Annotated in this window: 22 protein-coding genes and 1 pseudogene; 7 read left to right on the forward strand and 16 right to left on the reverse strand. The window is 62.8% G+C overall.

Annotated features, from left to right (window positions below; translation table 11 throughout):
- Nucleotides 1-686, forward strand: a pseudogene (locus FJ546_RS31285) (hypothetical protein); the annotation flags it as partial.
- A gap of 92 nt (nucleotides 687-778) precedes the next feature.
- Here FJ546_RS31285 and FJ546_RS20785 read toward each other — a convergent pair.
- Genes FJ546_RS20785 through FJ546_RS20795 form a run of 3 tightly spaced genes read right to left on the reverse strand, consistent with a single transcriptional unit; the run spans nucleotide 779 to nucleotide 2,532 of the window.
- A complete protein-coding gene (locus FJ546_RS20785) occupies nucleotides 779-1,390 on the reverse strand; it encodes a LysE family translocator (RefSeq protein ID WP_140891039.1) in 612 nt (203 codons plus the stop codon).
- A complete protein-coding gene (locus FJ546_RS20790; RefSeq protein ID WP_027044556.1) occupies nucleotides 1,387-1,665 on the reverse strand; it encodes a DUF4031 domain-containing protein in 279 nt (92 codons plus the stop codon). Before FJ546_RS20790 ends, FJ546_RS20785 begins: the two co-directional genes overlap by 4 nt.
- A 36-nt stretch (nucleotides 1,666-1,701) precedes the next feature.
- Nucleotides 1,702-2,532 carry a cell envelope integrity EipB family protein gene (locus tag FJ546_RS20795; protein WP_140891040.1) on the reverse strand — a complete coding sequence of 277 codons (831 nt, stop codon included), beginning with the start codon at nucleotides 2,530-2,532 and terminating at the stop codon, nucleotides 1,702-1,704.
- A 138-nt stretch (nucleotides 2,533-2,670) separates the two neighbouring features.
- Between FJ546_RS20795 and FJ546_RS20800 the strand changes: the two genes are divergently transcribed.
- The 4 genes from FJ546_RS20800 (at nucleotide 2,671) to FJ546_RS20815 (ending at nucleotide 5,685) form a co-directional block, all read left to right on the forward strand.
- Entirely contained in the window at nucleotides 2,671-3,135 is a 465-nt protein-coding gene (locus tag FJ546_RS20800) for a RidA family protein (RefSeq protein ID WP_140891041.1), read from the forward strand.
- Between the two features lie 12 nt (nucleotides 3,136-3,147).
- Entirely contained in the window at nucleotides 3,148-3,876 is a 729-nt protein-coding gene (locus tag FJ546_RS20805) for a glycerophosphodiester phosphodiesterase (protein ID WP_140891042.1), read from the forward strand.
- 55 nt (nucleotides 3,877-3,931) lie between these two features.
- On the forward strand, nucleotides 3,932-5,146 hold the full coding sequence (locus tag FJ546_RS20810; protein ID WP_140891043.1) for a GNAT family N-acetyltransferase: 1,215 nt from the start codon (nucleotides 3,932-3,934) through the stop codon (nucleotides 5,144-5,146).
- A 107-nt stretch (nucleotides 5,147-5,253) separates the two neighbouring features.
- The gene (locus tag FJ546_RS20815; protein WP_095774469.1) at nucleotides 5,254-5,685 is read left to right on the forward strand and encodes an HIT family protein; all 432 of its coding nucleotides are present in this window, start codon (nucleotides 5,254-5,256) and stop codon (nucleotides 5,683-5,685) included.
- 31 nt (nucleotides 5,686-5,716) lie between these two features.
- Here FJ546_RS20815 and FJ546_RS20820 read toward each other — a convergent pair whose 3' ends face one another.
- From FJ546_RS20820 to FJ546_RS20835, 4 genes are all read right to left on the reverse strand, one after another.
- Nucleotides 5,717-6,337, reverse strand: coding sequence for a chloramphenicol phosphotransferase (locus FJ546_RS20820; RefSeq protein WP_140891044.1), 621 nt, complete (start codon nucleotides 6,335-6,337; stop codon nucleotides 5,717-5,719).
- 62 nt (nucleotides 6,338-6,399) lie between these two features.
- Nucleotides 6,400-8,868, reverse strand: coding sequence for an ATP-dependent Clp protease ATP-binding subunit ClpA (gene clpA, locus FJ546_RS20825; RefSeq protein WP_140891045.1), 2,469 nt, complete (start codon nucleotides 8,866-8,868; stop codon nucleotides 6,400-6,402).
- 6 nt (nucleotides 8,869-8,874) lie between these two features.
- The gene (gene clpS, locus FJ546_RS20830) at nucleotides 8,875-9,204 is read right to left on the reverse strand and encodes an ATP-dependent Clp protease adapter ClpS (RefSeq protein ID WP_010909565.1); all 330 of its coding nucleotides are present in this window, start codon (nucleotides 9,202-9,204) and stop codon (nucleotides 8,875-8,877) included.
- Nucleotides 9,205-9,482: 278 nt separating this feature from the next.
- A complete protein-coding gene (locus FJ546_RS20835; protein WP_140891046.1) occupies nucleotides 9,483-9,812 on the reverse strand; it encodes a phasin family protein in 330 nt (109 codons plus the stop codon).
- Between the two features lie 285 nt (nucleotides 9,813-10,097).
- On the opposite strand from FJ546_RS20835, the gene FJ546_RS20840 reads away from it, so the two are divergent.
- Nucleotides 10,098-11,537, forward strand: a complete 1,440-nt coding sequence (locus FJ546_RS20840; protein ID WP_140891047.1) for a D-alanyl-D-alanine carboxypeptidase — start codon at nucleotides 10,098-10,100, stop codon at nucleotides 11,535-11,537.
- Between the two features lie 45 nt (nucleotides 11,538-11,582).
- On the opposite strand, the gene FJ546_RS20845 is transcribed toward FJ546_RS20840, so the two are convergent.
- The 3 genes from FJ546_RS20845 to FJ546_RS20855 form a co-directional block, all read right to left on the reverse strand.
- Complete coding sequence (locus FJ546_RS20845; protein WP_140891187.1) at nucleotides 11,583-12,284, reverse strand: DnaJ domain-containing protein; 702 nt, start codon at nucleotides 12,282-12,284, stop codon at nucleotides 11,583-11,585.
- A gap of 276 nt (nucleotides 12,285-12,560) precedes the next feature.
- Nucleotides 12,561-12,998 carry a DUF1489 family protein gene (locus FJ546_RS20850; protein WP_140891048.1) on the reverse strand — a complete coding sequence of 146 codons (438 nt, stop codon included), beginning with the start codon at nucleotides 12,996-12,998 and terminating at the stop codon, nucleotides 12,561-12,563.
- A gap of 72 nt (nucleotides 12,999-13,070) precedes the next feature.
- Nucleotides 13,071-14,474: an L-serine ammonia-lyase gene (locus tag FJ546_RS20855; RefSeq protein WP_140891049.1), complete on the reverse strand. Its 1,404-nt coding sequence runs from the start codon at nucleotides 14,472-14,474 to the stop codon at nucleotides 13,071-13,073.
- Between the two features lie 176 nt (nucleotides 14,475-14,650).
- On the opposite strand from FJ546_RS20855, the gene FJ546_RS20860 reads away from it, so the two are divergent.
- The gene (locus tag FJ546_RS20860; protein ID WP_095774319.1) at nucleotides 14,651-15,370 is read left to right on the forward strand and encodes a DUF599 domain-containing protein; all 720 of its coding nucleotides are present in this window, start codon (nucleotides 14,651-14,653) and stop codon (nucleotides 15,368-15,370) included.
- Here FJ546_RS20860 and FJ546_RS20865 read toward each other — a convergent pair.
- The 6 genes from FJ546_RS20865 to FJ546_RS20890 all read right to left on the reverse strand — a co-directional run bounded on the left by FJ546_RS20865 (nucleotide 15,343) and on the right by FJ546_RS20890 (nucleotide 19,593).
- On the reverse strand, nucleotides 15,343-16,140 hold the full coding sequence (locus FJ546_RS20865; protein WP_140891050.1) for a YdcF family protein: 798 nt from the start codon (nucleotides 16,138-16,140) through the stop codon (nucleotides 15,343-15,345). The genes FJ546_RS20860 and FJ546_RS20865 overlap by 28 nt on opposite strands.
- 28 nt (nucleotides 16,141-16,168) lie before the next feature.
- Nucleotides 16,169-17,734 carry an amidase family protein gene (locus FJ546_RS20870; protein ID WP_140891051.1) on the reverse strand — a complete coding sequence of 522 codons (1,566 nt, stop codon included), beginning with the start codon at nucleotides 17,732-17,734 and terminating at the stop codon, nucleotides 16,169-16,171.
- Nucleotides 17,734-18,189 (reverse strand): GNAT family N-acetyltransferase, encoded by a 456-nt coding sequence (locus FJ546_RS20875; protein ID WP_095788830.1) that lies wholly within the window; start codon nucleotides 18,187-18,189, stop codon nucleotides 17,734-17,736. The genes FJ546_RS20870 and FJ546_RS20875 overlap by 1 nt, the downstream gene beginning before the upstream one ends.
- Before the next feature lie 7 nt (nucleotides 18,190-18,196).
- On the reverse strand, nucleotides 18,197-18,484 hold the full coding sequence (gene gatC, locus FJ546_RS20880; RefSeq protein ID WP_140891052.1) for an Asp-tRNA(Asn)/Glu-tRNA(Gln) amidotransferase subunit GatC: 288 nt from the start codon (nucleotides 18,482-18,484) through the stop codon (nucleotides 18,197-18,199).
- Between the two features lie 124 nt (nucleotides 18,485-18,608).
- Nucleotides 18,609-18,755: a hypothetical protein gene (locus FJ546_RS20885; protein ID WP_181168030.1), complete on the reverse strand. Its 147-nt coding sequence runs from the start codon at nucleotides 18,753-18,755 to the stop codon at nucleotides 18,609-18,611.
- Nucleotides 18,756-18,885: 130 nt separating this feature from the next.
- On the reverse strand, nucleotides 18,886-19,593 hold the full coding sequence (locus tag FJ546_RS20890) for a metal-dependent hydrolase (RefSeq protein WP_140891054.1): 708 nt from the start codon (nucleotides 19,591-19,593) through the stop codon (nucleotides 18,886-18,888).
- Nucleotides 19,594-19,667 lie beyond the last annotated feature (74 nt).

A 19,667-nucleotide genomic window follows, 5' to 3' on the forward strand; every position in this document is an offset into this window, starting at 1 on the left:
ACGACGCCACGAGCACGGTCTACTCGGCCTTTCTGATCGAGGAAGAAGGCACAGCGTCGAGCTTTCAGGGACTTCTGGAGACCTTTGTCGCCAAGGGATTGCCGTCGAGCCTCTACACCGATCGCGGCAGCCACTATTTCGTGACGCTCAAGGCCGGCGAGGCGGTCGACAAGAGCCGGCTGACCCAGGTCGGGCGAGCGCTGCGGCAGTTGGGCATCGAGCATATCCCGGCCTATTCGCCTGAAGCCAGGGGGCGCTCCGAGCGGATGTTCTCCACCTTGCAGGACCGGCTGCCCAAGGAGCTGGCACTGGCCGGCATTGCCGATGTCCAGGCCGCCAACCGCTTCATCGCACAGACCTATCTGCCGGCTCACAATGCCCGATTCGCCAAGCCGGCCGCGGTGGAAGACAGCGCCTTTGTCGCCGCCGACCCACGGCAACTGGCCCAGATCCTGTGCATCGAGGAGGAGCGCGTCGTTGCCCGCGACAACACCGTCGCCTTCGCGCGGCTGCGATTGCAGCTGCCGCAAAGTCCGATCCGACATCACTTCGTCAAAGCCACGGTCAAGATCAGGCAATACCCTGATGGCACACTCGCAATCTTCCACGGGCCGCGCCGCATTGCGACATACTGCTCAGATGGCGCCCCCATCCAGGACTGCTGCCCAATCGGCAGAGCTGCGTGAACCGCTTCGACGCAAAACTGAAGCGGACAAATGATGTGCTACCAAACCGGACAACTTGATTAGCTACCGACAGCGGGGCAGCGTTTTACCGCTCAGCGTGCGGCAATCAGCGCTCCGGTGCCGATCATGGCGCTGCCGGCAAACCGGTTCATCAGCCGCATGCGCTTCGGTGTCCTGAACCAGCTAGATGCCCTGCCAGCAAGCGCCGCATAGACCCCCATGGTCAGGACATTGACGCTGATGACGGTGGCCACTACCAGCAGGCCATCGACAAATGTCAGCGTGTCGAGGTTGAGGATCAGCGGCATGATCGAGGCGTGGAACAGGATCGCCTTGGGGTTGCCCAGCGCAATAGACGCGCCAAGGATAAAGGACCGGGACAATCTCGCCTCGGCCGTGCGCGGCCCATTCGATTGCGCGGTCGAGGCGCGCCACATCCTGATGCCGAGAAAGATCAGGTAGGCGGCCCCGGCATATTTCAGCAGGAGAAAGATCCATTCGAAGGTTTGCGCCAGCGCCACCAGGCCGAGCAGCGCCAGGGTGACCAGCACGGCATCGCCGGCGGCGACCCCGACGCCGGCCATGAAGGCACGCAGGAAACCGCGCGACATACCATTGGTGATGACCGTGAACATCGCAGGCCCCGGCGTGGCGGCGGCGAGTGTGACGGCTGCGCAATAGGCGAGAAATGCCGTTGGTGTCATCGCTTGGCCTTTCCATTGGGCACCCGCACCCGCCGGAAGATCGCGACGATCTCCTCGCGGCTGCATTCGATGGCGCCGAGCCGCACCGCGCGGTCGCGCTCGAAGCCGGTTATGTCATAGTGCGGAGCCGATGTCTTGGGCGGCCCCTGGTAGGATGAACGCTTGACGCCAAGCGCGGCGGCGAAACGATGCAGCTCGTCAGTGTCGTCGGCCATCAGGTGGCACCAGCGATGGCCGGCCCATTTCCAGATCGCCGCATCGACGTAGACCGCCATCAAGCCCGCCGCGGCCAGTTCAATTGCGCAACCCTGCTATTTCGAAACCGGGCAAGGCTTTGTCTGGTCGAACAGCGACAGGTTGACCAGCCTACCGGTCATCGAGAAGTCGCCATAGTCCATGGTGAGATCGCGGGTGATGCCGTTCTCGTGCAGCTTGAAGCTGATCCGGTATTCCGGCACTTCTTCGCCGTTCTGGGCACTGTCGTCGAAATAGGCGATGTCGACCGGCCAGTATTTGTCGGTGGCGAGCTTGGCCAGCGCCGGAGCCTCCGGATCGGCCTTGTCGGCTTCGGTCTTCTTGCCGACGACGACGGTGGTCGCCATCACTTTGTTGGCGTCCTCCGACCCGTCGAACAGGTTCGTCTGGTAGAAATTCTCGCCTTTTTCGGCCTTGCCGATCAGTTCGACCAAATGCTGGGTCGGAAACTGGGTGGCGGCGAGTTCCAGACTGTTCTTCTCGGGCTTGTCGATATCGACCTTGAGCCCCTTCTGGTCTTTCGTGGCGATGCCCTTGACCTCCTTGTCGAGGTTCTGGTCGACAAAGGATTTGGTCACGAAGGAGAAGGTCTTGCCTTCGGCATCCTCGAAAGTCGTCGTCTGCTGGTCGGTCAATCGCGTATTGTCGTTGGTGACGATCTGGGTGACGAAACGGAATTTCACCGTATAGCCTTCGCAGGCCGAACCGTTGAATTCGTAGACCATGCGACCGGATATGCCTGTTATGCCGGAGCGGTCTGAGGCCTTTTTGAGGGTAAGGTCATACACGGCGCGATGCGCCTGCAGCGCCGGGACGGCGAAGGCGGGGACTATCGGGAACACCGCCGACAACAGAACGGCATGGAATGCAAGGCGCGCTGCGCGCATGGGGTACTCCGATCGTCGCGGCTGATGGCAGGCCGCAGGGAAAGATGGTCCAGCTTAAAAAAAGTCGTGGCGGAAGCGAGGCAAAAATAGCAATTTCGGCTCCGCCAGCGCGGCGCCTTCCAGCAATAGGGAAAAGCAATGAGTGAAACAATCGAAAAGCGGCTAAGCGATCTCGGCGTGACGCTTCCTGTCGCCGCCGCACCTGCCGCCAACTACGTTCCCTATTGCAGGTCGGGCAATCTGCTGTTCACCGCCGGGCAATTGCCGCTCAAGGACGGCAAGCTGCAGGCGAGCGGCCTGCTCGGCCGCGACGTCGACACGGCAAGCGGCAAGGACGCGGCGAAATACTGCGCGATCAACATTCTGGCGCAGGCCAAGGCCGCGCTCGGCGACCTGGAGAAGATCAGCCGGCTGGTGAAGATCACCGTCTTCGTTGCCTCTGCCCCCGACTTTGTCGAGCAGCATCTGGTTGCCAACGGCGCGTCCGATTTCCTGGTCGCCGCCCTTGGAGAGCGCGGCAAACACGCCCGCTCCGCGGTCGGCACTGCCTCCCTGCCGCTTAATGCCGCAGTGGAAATCGAAGCCATCTTCGAAGTCGAATGAACGAAGGCCGACATGACCGACCTATCCTGGCTGACTGCCCGGCCCGTTGCCCATCGCGGCTTCCACGATATGAACAAGACGCGCTGGGAAAACACGCTGTCCGCCTTCACTGCCGCGGCCGAACGGGGCTACGCCATCGAATGCGACGTGCATCTGTCTTCAGATGGCGTTCCTATCATCATCCATGATGACGACCTGAAAAGGCTGACCGGAGAGGACGGTTTCGTCTGGCAGCGCAGCGCGGCCGAACTGACCGCGCTCAAGGTTGGCGGCACATCCGACCGCGTGCCGACGCTGCAGGAAGCGCTCGACCTCGTCGACGGCCGTGTGCCCATGGTCGTCGAGCTGAAAGGCGTTCCCGGCCGCGATGAAGGCCTGGTGGCGCACGTCGGCAAGATGCTCAAGCGCTACAAGGGCAAGGCGGCGATCATGTCGTTCGATCACTGGCTGATCCGTGATTTCCCGAAACATGCAGCCGGCATTCCCGCTGGCTTGACCGCCTACGGCAAGGACCTCCAGCTGATCGAGGCGCATTTTTCGATGCTGGCGTACGAGCTATCCTTCACGTCCTACGCCGCCGGCGACCTGCCGAACCCGTTCGTCAGCTTCGTGCGTGAAAAGCTCAAAATGCCTGTCATCACCTGGACGGTGCATGATCAGCCCGCGATCGACTTGACCTTCAAATATGCCGATCAGATGACATTCGAAGGATTCGAACCCGAGCTGGTCAAAGTCGCTTGAGCGGGGTGTCTGAAACGTGACTTGCAGCGGCCCGGATGGAGCTTAAATAAGCCTCATGGATCAGGGCGACGATGGCGACGGGCAAACTGCAAATGCGGACTATTCGATCCGCATCGCCGCAGGCATCGGCGCGTTCACCTGCGATGAGTGGAACGGCTTTGCCGGCACCACGCGCGGCGATGCGGAAAATGGTTATAACCCGCTCGTTTCATTCGCTTTTTTAAGCGCGCTGGAAGATTCCGGCTGCGCCGTGCGGCGCACCGGCTGGCAGGGACATCATGTGCGGCTGGAGACTGCGCAAGGCAGGCTGCTGGGCGCCGTCCCCTGCTATCTCAAATCGCACAGCCAGGGCGAATATGTGTTCGACCACGGCTGGTCTGACGCCTTCGAGCGCGCCGGCGGCCGCTATTATCCAAAACTGCAATGCGCCGTGCCGTTCACCCCGGTCACCGGCCCTCGCCTGCTGGTCGGCAAGGGCGAGGATCCAGATGCGGTGAAGGCCGGGCTTGCCGCCGGCCTCAAAATGGTGACCGACAAGCTCGGCGTGTCCTCGGCGCATGTCACCTTCGCGCAGGAGAGCGATGTCGCAACGCTCGAGGCCGCCGGTTTCCTGCACCGCACCGACCAGCAATTCCACTTCTTCAACGAAGGCTTTTCCACTTATGACGACTTTCTCGCCACGCTTGCCTCGCGCAAGCGCAAAGCGATGAAGAAGGAACGGCGCGAGGCGCTCGCCGATGGCATCACCATCGACTGGCTGACCGGCAAGGACCTGACGGAAAAGGCCTGGGACGACTTCTTCGCCTTCTACATGGACACTGGCAGCCGCAAATGGGGCCGTCCCTATCTGAACCGCCAGTTCTTCTCATTGATCGGCGAACGCATGGCCGACGACATCCTGCTGGTGATGGCCAGGCGAAACGGGCGCTACATTGCCGGCGCCATCAATTTCATCGGGTCGGACGCGCTCTACGGCCGTAACTGGGGCTGCATCGAGGATCACCCCTTCCTGCATTTCGAGGTCTGTTATCACCAGGCCATCGATTTCGCCATCGAACGCAAGCTGAAGGTGGTCGAGGCGGGCGCGCAAGGAGAGCACAAGCTGGCGCGCGGCTATCGGCCGGTGACGATGCATTCCGCCCACTACATTTCGCATCCCGGCTTGCGCAATGCGGTTGCCGACTATCTCCAGCGCGAGCGGCGCGAAGTGGAGCGGATGAGCGGCTATCTCGAAGAACACACGCCGTTTCGCAAGGATCTCGAGGAGTAGCAGGCCCTCTGGCATGGTCGATCTCGCCCGATCGCCCGTCCCATCGTCTTGCCGGTCCGGGACGGCTTCGCTACACGGGACGCGAGGCACAATCCGGAGTGTTCGACATGGCTGAAACCGCCTATGAGACCGACAACATCTTCGCCAAGATCCTGCGCGGAGAAATTCCCTCGCACCGCGTCTACGAAGACGACGCCGTCGTCGCCTTCATGGATGTGATGCCGCAAGGACCCGGCCATACGCTGGTGGTGCCAAAAGCCCCGTCGCGCAATCTGCTCGACGCCAACCCGTCGACCTTCGGCCCGCTTTTCAACGTCGTCCAGAAAGTGGCGCGGGCAGTCAAGAAGGCGCACAATGCCGACGGCGTTACCATCCTGCAGTTCAACGAGCCGGCCTCCGGCCAGACCGTCTATCACTTGCACGTCCATGTCATTCCGCGTTTCGACGGCATCCCGTTGAAGCCGCATAGCGGCGTGATGGAGAAACCCGAAGTGCTTGCCGGGAATGCCGAGAAAATACGGGCGGCGCTGGGAAGCTGAGCCGCAACTCGTTTCGCGGGCAGGAGAAAGTCTAGCTGGCGGCTCGAGCCAACCGCTCGATCGCACCCGGCTGGGCGCCATCACGCAGGCGCTGGCGGATCGCTTGGGCGCACTGTTCAGGGCTGAGGACCGAGGTATCGACCTCAAGATCATACACGCCCGGCCGGTGCACCGCTTCCTGCCACAGACGCACGGGCAAAGGGGTGGGATCGTCCGAAGAGCCGGTGACATACCCCCTGCCCGTCCCACCGGCGGCTCGCCTTTCCATGATGATTTCAATCGGACAGCGCACGCCGACAAACAGCACCGGCAGGCCAGCAAGACGGCGCGCGCAATCGGCCAGGCAATCGAGCGGCCCCGAATAGGCATCGTGATGGCCGACATCCGTCACGACGTTCAGCCCCAGCCGGCTATGCGCCGCGATCGATTCGTAGAGGGCGGCATAAAGGCGTGGCACGAAAACTTCGAGGTCGGGACGTTCGCCGCCGGGCCGCAGCCCTATTCCCGGGCGAAGTCGCGGCGGTATGATCTGGGCATAGCTGTCGACGCCCAGATTCATCCATGCGCCATCGAAGCTTTCCTGAATGGCGCGAGCGATGCTTGATTTTCCCGACCGCGGCGCCACGTTGAGGATGACGATCTGGCCTGGCATAGCCACCCCATTGCTCAAAATGAAAAAGCCCCGTTGCCGGGGCTTTTTCGAGTGCGTGCCGATCAGCCCTTGCGGGGCAGTTGCGGGACCAGGCTGCGCTTGCCGCCGTCCTTGCCCTTGGGCTCCGGCTTCTGCGCCACGACCTTCTTGGCGGCTGGCTTCTTGGCCGCGGCCTTGGGCGGCTTCGGCGCGTCTTCCGGCTCTTCCTTCTTCGGCTTCACAGGCGCCTCGTCGGCCAGCGATTCGAGCTTCAGACCGGTCTCGCCGGTTTCCTTCTTCTCGACGGTGACGCGCACCGTGCCGCCCTTCTTGAGCTTGCCGAACAGCACCTCGTCAGCCAGCGGCTTCTTGATGTGCTCCTGGATCACACGGCCGAGCGGCCGCGCGCCCATGCGCTCGTCATAGCCCTTGTCGGCCAGCCAGGCGATCGCATCCGGCGACAGGTCGAAGGTGACGCCACGCTCGGAGAGCTGCGCCTCGAGCTGCATGACGAACTTCTGCACCACCTGATGGATGACCGGCACCGGCAGCGAACCGAACGGAATGATCGCATCGAGACGGTTGCGGAATTCCGGCGTGAACAGCCGGTTGATCGCCTCGACATCGTCGCCTTCGCGCTTGGTCGATCCGAAACCGATCGCCGCGCGCTGCGCATCGGATGCGCCCGCATTGGTGGTCATGATCAGGATGACATTGCGGAAGTCGATCTGCTTGCCGTTATGGTCGGTCAGCTTGCCGTGGTCCATCACCTGCAACAGGATGTTGAACAGGTCCGGATGCGCCTTCTCGACCTCGTCGAGCAGCAGCACGCAGTGCGGATGCTGGTCGACGCCGTCGGTGAGCAGGCCGCCCTGGTCGAAACCGACATAGCCGGGAGGCGCGCCGATCAACCGCGAAACGGTGTGGCGTTCCATGTATTCCGACATGTCGAAGCGGATCAGCTCGACGCCGAGCGAGGCAGCGAGTTGCTTGGCCACTTCCGTCTTGCCGACGCCGGTCGGACCCGAGAACAGATACGAGCCGATCGGCTTTTCCGGTTCGCGGAGGCCGGCGCGGGCCAGCTTGATCGCCGAGGTCAGCGCCGTGATGGCGGTGTCCTGACCATAGACGACGCGCTTCAGCTCGATGTCGAGGCCCTGCAGCACCTTCTCGTCATCGGCCGAAACCGTCTTCGGCGGGATGCGCGCCATGGTGGCGATCGTTGCTTCGATCTCCTTGATGCCGATGGTCTTCTTGCGCTTGGCTTCGGGCACCAGCATCTGCGAAGCACCGGTCTCGTCGATCACGTCGATCGCCTTGTCCGGCAGCTTGCGGTCGTTGATGTAGCGCGCCGACAGCTCGACCGAAGCCTTGATCGCTTCGCTCGTGTAGCGGACCTTGTGGAACTCCTCGAAATAGGGCTTCAGGCCCTTCATGATCTCGATGGCATCCTCGATGGTCGGTTCGTTGACGTCGATCTTCTGGAAGCGCCGCACCAGAGCGCGGTCCTTTTCGAAGAACTGGCGAAATTCCTTGTAGGTGGTCGAGCCGATGCAGCGGATCGCACCCGACGACAGAGCCGGCTTCAACAGGTTCGACGCGTCCATGGCGCCGCCCGAGGTGGCCCCTGCCCCGATCACGGTATGGATCTCGTCGATGAACAGTACGGCGCCCGGATAATCCTCGAGTTCCTTGACGACCTGCTTCAGCCGTTCCTCGAAATCGCCACGGTAGCGCGTGCCGGCCAGCAGCGTGCCCATGTCGAGCGCGAAGATGGTGGCGTTGTGCAGCACTTCGGGAACGTCGCCCTCGACGATGCGCTTGGCCAGGCCTTCGGCGATCGCCGTCTTGCCGACGCCTGGGTCGCCGACATAGAGCGGGTTGTTCTTGGAGCGGCGGCACAGCACCTGGATGGTGCGGTTGATCTCCGACTCGCGGCCGATCAGCGGATCGATCTTGCCGGCCTTGGCCTTGTTGTTGAGGTTGACGCAATAAGCGGTCAGCGCATCCTGCTGCTGCTTTTTCTTGCCGCCTTCCTCCTGCGGCTCGGCGCCGTTCTGGCCGCCCTGCTCGTCATCGGCGCCACGCGGCGAGCGCGTCTCCGATGCGCCCGGACGCTTGGCGATGCCGTGCGAGATGTAGTTGACAGCGTCGTAGCGCGTCATCTGCTGTTCCTGCAGGAAATAGGCGGCGTGGCTTTCGCGCTCGGCGAAGATGGCGACGAGCACGTTGGCGCCCGACACTTCCTCGCGGCCCGACGACTGCACATGGATCACCGCGCGCTGGATGACGCGCTGGAAGCCGGCGGTCGGCTTGGAATCCTCGTCGTAGCCGGTGACCAGATTGTCGAGCTCGGTGTCGATATAGGTCAGAACAGTGTGCTTCAGCTCGTCGAGATCGACGTTGCAGGCGCGCATGACGGCGGCCGCCTCGGTGTCGTCGATCAACGCGAGCAGCAGATGTTCAAGGGTTGCGTATTCATGGTGCCGCTCGTTGGCGAGCGTCAGCGCCTGGTGAAGCGCCTTTTCCAGGCCTTGGGAGAAAGCCGGCATGTTACCTCACTTCTTCTCCATCACGCATTGCAGCGGATGCTGATTCTGTCGGGCGAAATCCATGACCTGAGACACTTTGGTCTCGGCCACCTCGAATGTATAGACCCCGCACTCGCCCACTCCATGATTGTGAACATGAAGCATGATGCGTGTGGCGGCTTCGCGGTCCTTCTGGAAAAAACGCTCCAGCACGTGAACCACGAACTCCATGGGAGTGTAGTCGTCGTTGAGGATGAGGACCCGGTAAAGGCTGGGCTTCTTGGTCTTGGTTTTGGTGCGCGTGATGACGGCCGTCCCGCGGCCGGCCTCATTGCCGTCGCCGCCGCCGTTTTGCATCCGCGCCACTTGTCTCATGGCAGTCAAACCGATCGTCACGTAATCCTGCCTCTTCGAATCCCCATGCGAGTTCAACATGTAGGTGTTCGATGGACGATTTTAAGCCCTTCTGGTTAGCTGACAATATGGCTAGGTGACCAAACTTGGCGGATTTTCGCAATCGTGAAGCGCCACGCCGCCGCAAACCGGAAATTAGCACGAAAAAACCCGGCCGCGTTTCCGCGACCGGGTTTTGCCTCGGGCCCAAAGGGGGCCGGATCTGAAACTATCGGGCGAAATTACTTCGCCTTGGCAACGATCGATTCGAACGGCTTGTAGGCTTCCTTGGCGAGTTCGGCGTAGAGATCGCCGATCTTGGTGGCCTCGGCAACGAACGCCTCGTAGGACTGCTTGGCGTATTCGGACTGGATCTCGATCGCCTTGTCCAGCGACTTGGCCGAAAACAGCTTCTCGAAAGCCGCGCTGCCGGCTTCGAAGCTCTTCTTGGTGTATTCACCGGCCTCGGTGGCGATCGCCTGAGCGCCCTTGGAGAGCGACGCGAAGCTCTTCAAACCGGTGTCGGCGAATTCCTTGCCGTATTTGCTGAAGTCCTCATAGGTCTGGGTCATTTCACGATTCCCTTGACGGTTGAGGCGTCCTTCTTCGGGGCGCCCTTGTGCAATGCACTAGAGTATATTGTGCGCCGCACAAAAGTCAACATTTCGCCGCCGAGCGGCGCCCGCCTGCGCAGGCAATGGCTAAAAATCAAATAAAGTGCGTTTCAAGCCCGAAGAAAATGGTGAACGCGGCGGTTACCATAAACGGATTGGTAACGCTGCCCCGTTAGCTTGGCTGAAAGTGAGGCAGGACCCTTTGCCGCCTCCAACGCAACGAAGAATTCAAGGGAAATATCAGTGCGTAAGGCGTTGTTGGGCATCGTTTCCAAATCCACCTTCCCCCTCAAAGCGATGATGGTCTTCGCCCTGGCGATGACGTTCGTGTGCGCCGACGTTGCCTCCTCGCTGGCAGCGCGGCCGGCGGCCATCGTCGTGGACGCCAAGACGGGCAAGGTGCTCTACTCCGCGGATGCCAACGGCAGGCGCTATCCGGCGTCGCTGACCAAGATGATGACGCTCTATCTGACCTTCGAAGCGATGGCGAAGGGCAAGATCAGCCGGAACACGCCTGTCGTGTTTTCCGCCAAGGCCTCCGCCGAGGCGCCGACGAAACTCGGCGTGAAGCCGGGCGGTTCGGTCTCCGTCGAAACCGCGATCCTGTCGATCGTCACCAAGTCCGCGAACGACTCGGCCACCGCACTTGGTGAAATGATTGGCGGCGATGAAACCACTTTTGCCCGCATGATGACCGCCAAGGCGCGGCAGCTCGGCATGAACGGCACTGTCTTCCGCAACGCCAACGGCCTGCCCGACCCCGGCCAGTTCACCACCGCGCGCGACATGGCGACGCTCGGCATCGCGCTGCGGGAGCATTTTCCCCAGTATTACGGCTACTTCTCGCAGCGTTCCTTTCTCTATGGCCGCCAGCGCATCAACGGCCACAACCGTCTGCTCGGACGCATCAAGGGTGTCGACGGCATCAAGACCGGCTACACCCGTGCCTCCGGCTTCAACCTCGTCTCATCCGTGGCCGACGGCAACCGCCGCCTCGTCGCCGTTGTCATGGGCGGCACGTCGGGCGGCAGCCGCGACAACCAGATGGCATCGTTGATCAACACCTACCTGCCGAGGGCCTCGACCCGCGGTGGCGGCGACCTGGTCGCCAAGGCCGACAGCAGCAACCCGGTCAAGGCCCTTGCCAAGGTTCTCCTGCCCAAGCATGACGCGCCGACCCCGGACGACAAGCCGGTCGCGGTGGCCAGCGCCGATGACGCCGTCGCCGACGACGCAACGGTTGCCGAGGACGACGATGCCGACAGCAATGCCCAGGCCGAAGCACCCACGCTGGTCGCCCCGGCCAAGAAGGTGAAGACGGTCATCGTCTCCGCCCCCAAGGTCGCCACCGCGCAGGTCGTGGCCGCCTATGCCGAGCCGACGCAGGCTGCCGTGCCGACGCCAACCGTCGATCCGGTCAACACCGCTTCGGTGCCGTCGGGCTGGGCCATCCAGGTCGCCTCTTCGCCGAAGCAGTCGGAAGCCCAGGCCGTCCTCGACAAGACCAGCAAGCAGGCGCCGAAGGCGCTCGCGGACGCTTCCGGCTTCACCGTCGCGTTCGACAAGGATGGCGTCACCTACTACCGCGCCCGTTTCGGCGGCTTTGGCTCGAAAGACGCAGCCTGGAAGGCCTGTACCGCTTTGAAGAAGAAGAAAATCGAGTGCTACGCCGTCCAGCAGTAGGGCGGCGTGGAAGCATCTCCCGGAAAATTTCTGCGTCGAAGGAGACTAGTTGTGATTGGAGAGCAAGACGTCCTTGGCTTCGTTGATTCGCGCCGCCAGGAAAGACGTGCCGCCGATATCGGGGTGCAGGCGCTGCATCAGGCGGCGGTGCGCCTTGCGGACATCCGCCGCGGCGGCCCCCGCTTCAAGACCAAGGACCTTGTAGGCCTCCTCCTTAGTCATGGCGCCCGGACCTGGCGCAACACCCAGCCCTTCGCCACCGTTCGTCTCAGTGTTTTTGCGCCAGACGGGAAATCTGCCGTCAAGATACGTCTCTAGCAACTGGCGGCTCTCCGCATCGGCGGAGAGTTCGCTGTAGAGATGCTGCAACTCCGCAAGGCCCATAGCGCCGAGCATCTTGCCGTCGTGGCGGCCGGCCAGAACCAGCCCTTCCAGGCCACCGGTATCGTGATCCAGCTCCATTTCGAGCGCTGCCGTCCGCACCGTTGAGCGTTTTCCCGGCGCCAGCCTGGCATCAGGCCGGTTCGTACGCGTGGCGGCATACCAGCCGATCGCCGCGAACAGCATGACGCCGCCGATTCCGCTTCGGCCGACCAGAAGCACGGCGGCGCCCACCAGCGCCAGCAGGATGGGTCCCAGTGTTCTCATGCCGGTCGCCAGCCGGGCCGGATCGGCCCGCAGGAAGGCCGAGGCTACGCCCAGGAGCACCAGCAGCAATGCGACCAGACCGATAATTGCGCCTAACATTTCCCACCGCCCCGCAGATGCCCTGTCCACCTGGACAGCCGCGTGATGTCATCCAACACTTTTTCTGCGCCGGAATGATGGCTTTCACCGGGACAAGACGAGAACCGCCACGCCGGATGGCTTTCCAGCCCTTTGACCCTTGTCGGCTTCGCCAGCTTTTCATTGCGCATGAATTTCAAGATGTGGCGCTGTCGCGCCGCTTGCAAGTCCAGTGCGAAGCAAGATGGAGGGCCAGAAAAGCCCGCGCCAAAACAGCCGGCGCCTGCGCGCGACGGGCTACAGCAAGCCGAGATCGGCAAGCTCGCGCCTGAGTTTCGGCGGCATCTCGACCAGTCCCGCCTTGCCTTTGCCGAGATCAGGTGGTGCATCCGATGGTTTCAAATAGCGCCAACCCTGGAAGGCCCGGCGCGGCTGCCAGTCGGTGCGCACGACATGCGGATCGAGCATCAGGTGGCAGCGGCCGATGCCCTCGTCGTCAATGAACGGCCGGATCTCGGTGATCAACTGCCGGCATTGCACATTGCCCTTGATCACCCAGTAGAGCGAACCGCCATCGGTGACCTCGGCGCCGCGCGTCGGCACCATGCGGGTGGTGTGCCAGTGTTCGGCCGGCTCGCCGGCCCGGCGCCGTTCGTCGAGACGGAACTCGATCCATTCCTCGAGATCCTCGACGCTGTCGCAGCCGACGCACAGTTTTAGGAGATTGAGAGCCATTCGCCAAGGTTAGTCCGGAGCGCCGGGACGTCAACGGCCTGAGGGGAACTTCTCCACAGTGCCAAGCGTTGCTCAGCACTCAACGACATTGACGGCGAGACCGCCGAGGCTGGTTTCCTTGTACTTCTCGTTCATGTCGAGACCGGTCTGGCGCATGGTCTCGATCGCCGCGTCGAGCGGCACGAAATGGACGCCGTCGCCCTTGATCGCCAGCGACGCTGCCGTCACCGCCTTGACGGCGCCGAGCGCATTGCGCTCGATGCACGGCACCTGGACCAGCCCGCCGACCGGATCGCAAGTCATGCCGAGATGGTGTTCGAGCGCGATTTCGGCGGCATTTTCGACTTGCTCGGGTGTGCCGCCCATGACGGCGCACAGGCCGGCCGCGGCCATCGCCGAAGCGGATCCGACCTCGCCCTGACAGCCGACCTCGGCACCCGAGATCGACGCATTGCTCTTGATGATGCCGCCGACGGCGGCAGCCGTCAGCAGGAAGTCGCGAATGCCGGGCTGGTCGGCCTCGGGGTGGAAATGCAACCAGTAGCGCAGTACTGCCGGCAGCGTGCCGGCCGCACCGTTGGTCGGCGCGGTGACGACGCGGCCGCCGGCGGCATTCTCCTCGTTGACCGCCATGGCGTAGATCGAAAGCCAGTCGTTGGCGAGCAGCGGATTTGGCCGGTTCTGCTGCCACTGTTCCTGCAGTTTGTCGTGCAACTGCCGGGCCCGGCGCCGTACCTTCAACCCGCCCGGCATGATGCCGTCCTGCGACAGGCCACGGTCGATACAGCTCTTCATCGCCCCCCAGATGGCGTCGAGGCCGGCGTCGAGTTCCTCGCGCGACATCTGCGTTTCCTCGTTGACGCGCTTCATCTCGGCGATGGAAAGCCCGCTCTTGGCCGCCATCTTCAGCATCTCGACGGCGTTCTTGAAGGGATAAGGCACTTTCTTGCCTTCGGATGTCACCGACCCTTTGGCCTTCATGCGCTGCAGCTCTTCTTCCGACACCACGAAGCCGCCGCCGATCGAATAGTAGATGCGCTTGAGCAGCAGGCGGCCGCCGGCGTCATAGGCATGGAACGCCATGCCGTTGGCGTGGCCGGTAAGCGGTGTCTTGCGGTCGAGCACCAGATCCGTGGCCGGGTCGAAATGGTAGGACGGGTGACCTGGCGGTGAAATCATCTTGTCGGCGGTGATGCGGCTGATGATGCCGTCGGCCTGGTCCGGATCGACGGTTTGCGGGGTCTGGCCGGCAAGGCCGAGGATGACGGCGCGGTCGCTGCCATGGCCGATGCCCGTATAGGCGAGCGAGCCATGCAGGCTGGCGCCGATTCGGGCGACCTTGGCGCCGGCGGGCCGCGGCCAGTCGTCGCCCGCGACCTCGTCGAGAAACCGACGCGCGGCCGTCATCGGCCCCATCGTGTGCGAGCTCGAGGGGCCGATGCCGATCTTGAACAGGTCGAAAACCGAAAGGAACACGCTGTCTCCTGGAGTGGCGTCTAGGACTCTACATATAGGAAATCCAAGGAATGTTTCCGCTCTTTTGACGGTCGCGGCGCAGCGCCTGCCGACCTTGTTTGCTCCGGCAGCGACATTGCTGCCGATCGCGGGAGCCGGCATCGAAGCAACCACGCTGGATGTGATAAATTCAGCCCATGGGCGATTCCTTCTATCTTTCGATGGCTGACTTCGGGGCGCTGGCCTTCTTCCTGATCGCGTGGCTGCTGCACACGCTCGCCTCGGACGGCAAGCTGGTCAGCCGCATGTCACTGACGACGGCGATGAATGCGCAGCGCGAGGCCTGGATGCGCACCATGGCCGAGCGCGAAATCCGCATCGTCGACACCGCCATCATGAGCGGTCTGCAGCAGGGAACCGCCTTCTTTGCCTCCAGTTCATTGATCGCGCTCGGCGGCTGCTTTGCCTTGCTCGGCGCGTCCGACCGGGTGCTGGAAGTGCTGAGCAACCTGCCGCTCGGCGGCGCGCCATCGCGCCCGGCCTTTCAGATCAAGGTGCTGGGACTGGTGCTGATCCTCGCCTTCTCCTTCTTCAAATTCGGCTGGGCCTACCGGCTGTTCAACTATTGCTCGATCCTGATCGGCGCGGTGCCGATCCCGCATGGCGAAGCCTCGCGCAATCCGGTCACGGAAACCGCGGTTTGGCGCGCGGCGCAGATGAACATGCTGGCCGGCAAGCATTTCAACTCGGGCCTGCGCGGCGTGTTCTTCTCGATCGGCTATCTCGGCTGGTTCGTCGATCCGGTGGTGTTCGTGCTGTCGACGCTTCTGCTGCTGGCCGTGCTGGTGCGGCGCCAGTTCTTCTCGGCGGCGCGGCGCGCCGTCATCGGTCAGCCGCCCGGTCCTGGGAAAGGCTGATCGATGCGGCCGGAAAGCCAATAGGCGAAAAGCCCGATCCATTCGCGGAGCGCTAAGGTGGTGTTCTGCACGGAATCGATCGCATTGTCGCGAAACAAGCCGACACCTTCCTTGCCGGAGGTGTGATAGTCGACCGGCCATGGGACGGTTGGAAAACCAGCCTTGTCGAACAGCGCCTTGGCCCGCGGCATATGGAAGGCGGAGGTCACCAGCAGCCAGGTCTCGCCCGGCTTCGGGTCGACAAGTTTGCGGCTGAAGACCGCATTTTCATAGGTGTTGCGGGACTTGTCCTCCAGGACAAGACGATCGGCCGATACACCGAGCGGAACGAGCAGGCGGGACGCGGTGTCGGCGTCCCCCTCGGCGTCGATGAAAAACGCGCCGTGACCGCCTGATACAACCACCTTGGCCTGTGGGAAACGCCGGGCGAGGATTGCGGTCTCGACCATGCGATCGCCGCTGCTGCTCAGTTCATAGCCGCCGCGCGCGAAGTTGATGGCGCCCTCGAAGCCGCCGCCGAGCACGACGATGCCATCAACCTTTTGAGGCAGCGGCGGGCGCGCAAAGCGCTCCTCGAGCGGGTTGAGCATCATCGCGCCAAGCGACGTCCAGGTTGAGAGCGCCAGGATCAGAAACGCCAGGACACTGCCGGTGACGGCCAGCCGCCGCCGGCCGATCAGCCCGGCAATCAACCCGGCCAGAAGCAGGAAAATCGTCAGGTTGAGCGGCTGGATGAAGAACCAGAAGACCTTGGAAAGATAGAAGAACATCGCTCACCCCTTCAGATGATCGATACCCTTACCACCACTTCTCAGGCTGAAATGTGCCGGCGGCTTGCTCGATGACGGCGGCAGTCTGGAACAGCGTTTCTTCCTCAAACGGCCGGCCGATGAGCTGCAGCCCGAGCGGCAGGCCCTTGGGGTCGAGGCCGGCAGGCACGGCGATGCCCGGCAGGCCGGCCATGTTCACGGTGACCGTGAAAATGTCGTTGAGGTACATTTTCACCGGATCGGCGGCCATGTCCTCATCGGCGATGCCGAAGGCGGCGGACGGCGTCGCCGGGGTCAGGATGACATCGACGCCGGCGGCGAACACATTTTCGAAGTCGCGCTTGATCAAATTGCGCACCTTCTGCGCCTGCAGGTAGTAGGCGTCGTAATAGCCTGCCGACAGCACATAGGTGCCGATCATGATGCGGCGCTTGACCTCGCGGCCGAAACCGGCGGCGCGGGTCTTTTCATACATCTCGACAATGTCCTTGCCCGGCACGCGCAGGCCGTAGCGAACGCCGTCATAGCGCGCCAGGTTGGACGAAGCCTCGGCGGGCGCCACGATGTAGTAGGCCGGCAGCGCGTATTTCGTATGCGGCAGGGAAATGTCGACGATCTCGGCGCCGGCATCCCTGAGCCAGGCAATGCCCTTCTGCCACAGCGCCTCGATCTCTTCCGGCATGCCGTCGACGCGGTATTCCTTGGGAATGCCGACCTTCATGCCCTTGATCGGCTTGCCGATCGCAGCCTCATAGTCCGGCACCGGCCGGTCGACGGAAGTGGTGTCCTTCGGATCGACCGAGGCCATCGATTTGAGCAGGATCGCGGCGTCGCGCACGTCGCGCGCGATCGGGCCGGCCTGGTCGAGCGACGAGGCGAAGGCGACGATGCCCCAGCGCGAGCAGCGGCCATAGGTCGGCTTGATGCCGACCGTGCCGGTGAAGGCGGCCGGCTGGCGGATCGAGCCGCCCGTATCGGTCGCCGTCGCGCCGGCGCACAGGAACGCCGAGACGGCGGTTGCCGAGCCGCCGGAAGAGCCGCCCGGCACCAGCTGCGCATTGTCCAGGGTGCGCTGGGTTTTCGTGCCGCCGGCCGAGACGAAGCCGCCATCGCCCTGATGCGTCGTCGGCATCACCACCGTGTCGAGCCGCGAACGCCGCCACGGGTTGATGACCGGGCCATAATAAGATGTCTCGTTGGACGAGCCCATGGCGAACTCATCCATGTTGAGCTTGCCGAGCATGACCGCGCCATCCGCCCACAGATTGGCGGTGACGGTCGATTCGTAGCGAGGCTTGAAGCCGTCGAGCACATGGCTGCAGGCCTGGGTGTGGACGCCTTCGGTGCCGAACAAATCCTTGATGCCCAGCGGAATGCCTTCCAGCGCACCGCCCTCGCCCTTGACCAGCCTGGCGTCGGACGCCTTGGCCATGTCGCGCGCTCTGTCGCCGGTCACCGCGACATAGGCATTGAGCGCCTGATTGGCGCGATCGATCGCCGAAAGATAAGCCTCGGTGATCTCGGTCGCGGTGATTTCCTTGCCGCGCAGCTTGGCGCGGGCCTGCGAAATCGTCAGTCTGGTCAGGTCGCTCATCAAAGGCTCTTTTCGTAAAACACCGACCACTTGGAATCGGGATAATCCAGCACCGGGCCGCAGCGCGAAAACCCGGCACGTTCGTAGACGGTCCAGGCGGCGGGATGGCGGTCTCCCGTCTCCAGCACCAGCCGCTTCAGTCCTTCCTGCCTCGCCAGTGCCTCGACGCGCTCAACGATGCTGGCGCCGATTTTCTGCCCGCGATGCGAAGGCCGTGTATACATGCGCTTGACCTCGCCAATGGCACCGCCATGGCGCTTCAGCGCGCCACAACCGATGGCGATGCCATTGTCGCGGGCGATGAAAACGGTCGTGTCCTGGCCGGCCATCTGCTCGACGGTCAGATGATAGCAGTGCTCCGGCGGCGTCAATTCGAGCAAGGTTTCGTTGAGTTCCTTGACCAGGCCGCGCACATCGTCCTGCAACGGTGTCTCGATGGCGATCTCGATTGCCATCGGCGCCCTACTCCACGACCTTCGGCACGAGGAAGAAATTCTCTTCGGTCGCCGGGGCGTTGGCGACGATGTCGGCCGCCTTGCTGCCGTCGGTGACGACGTCCCGGCGCTTCTTCATCTCCATCGGCGTCACCGAGGTCATCGGCTCGACGCCGGAAACATCGACCTCGTTCAGCTGCTCGACGAAGCCCAGTATGGCGTTCAGTTCGCCGGTCATGCGCTCGGCATCTTCTTCGCTCACCGCAATGCGGGCGAGACGCGCGACGCGCTTCACAGTCTGAAGATCAACGGACATAGATTTTGCCTCGGGAAAACCAGTCCGGGCTATAGCGGCGCCGCGCGCGCGGCGCAACATGCATCATGCGAGAGGCCAGGCGTGATGGTGGCCTGGCTTCTTGGCCATCGGTCCAACGACAAGTCTATGGCAGGCCGTGCACGGAAAGCACGACGTTGCCGGCATCGATCAGCGTCTGCAGCGTATCATTCCTGGCCTGCGCGCAGAGTTCCTCGGACTGCAGGTAGACGCCTTCGATGAAGTCATCCGCGGCGAGCGCGGGCGATGACAAACATCGAAGTTCCTCGGACTGCAGGTAGACGCCTTCGATGAAGTCATCCGCGGCGAGCGCGGGCGATGACAAACATCGACACACAAAGAGATCGCCCCAACGCCATGGATTTGTTCCGCTTTGACTGTTTCTAGATCGTAATCGTTTCACCGATTTTCGGCAACGCGACCTTCACACCGGACCCTTCGAGGCCGGCCTCGAATTTCTCGGGCGTCGGATCGATCATCGGAAACGTGCCGAAATGGCAAGGGACGACCGTGTCGAACTTGAAGAAGCGCCGGCAGGCAAGTGCCGCCACCGCGCCGCCCATGGTGAAACGATCGCCGATCGGCACGATGCCGATCTTCGGCTCATGCAATTCGTTGATCAGCGCCATGTCGGAAAAGATGTCGGTATCGCCCATATGGTAGAGCGTCGGGTCTTCCGGGAAATGCAGGACCAGCCCGCCCGGATTGCCGAGATAGACGTTCTTGCCGCCGTCTTCGCCAAACGAGGAAGAGTGCAGCGCCTGGACGAAAGTGGTGGTGAAGCCGCCGCAGTCGACCGTGCCGCCGATATTGCCGGGATTGATCTTGCTGCCGTCGGCGCCCTTGCCGACCAGATACATGCAGATCTCGAAATTGGCGACCAGCTGCGCGCCGCTCTTGCCGAGCACTTCCAGCGCGCCGCTGATGTGATCGCTGTGTCCATGCGTCAGCAGGACATGCGTGATCCCTTCCGCCGGCCCTTCCCAGCCGCCCGTCCATGACGGGTTGCCGATCAGATAGGGATCGATAAGGATCTTGGCGTCGCCTGTGTCGATACGGAAGGCCGAATGGCCGTACCAGGTCAGTTTCATGAAATCCATTCCTCGATTATTGCCGGGCCAGAGGATAAAACGCCGATGGCCCCGATATCAAAGGGTATAGTGCC

Source organism: Mesorhizobium sp. B2-4-19 (assembly GCF_006441315.1).
Taxonomy (GTDB): Bacteria; Pseudomonadota; Alphaproteobacteria; order Rhizobiales; family Rhizobiaceae; genus Mesorhizobium.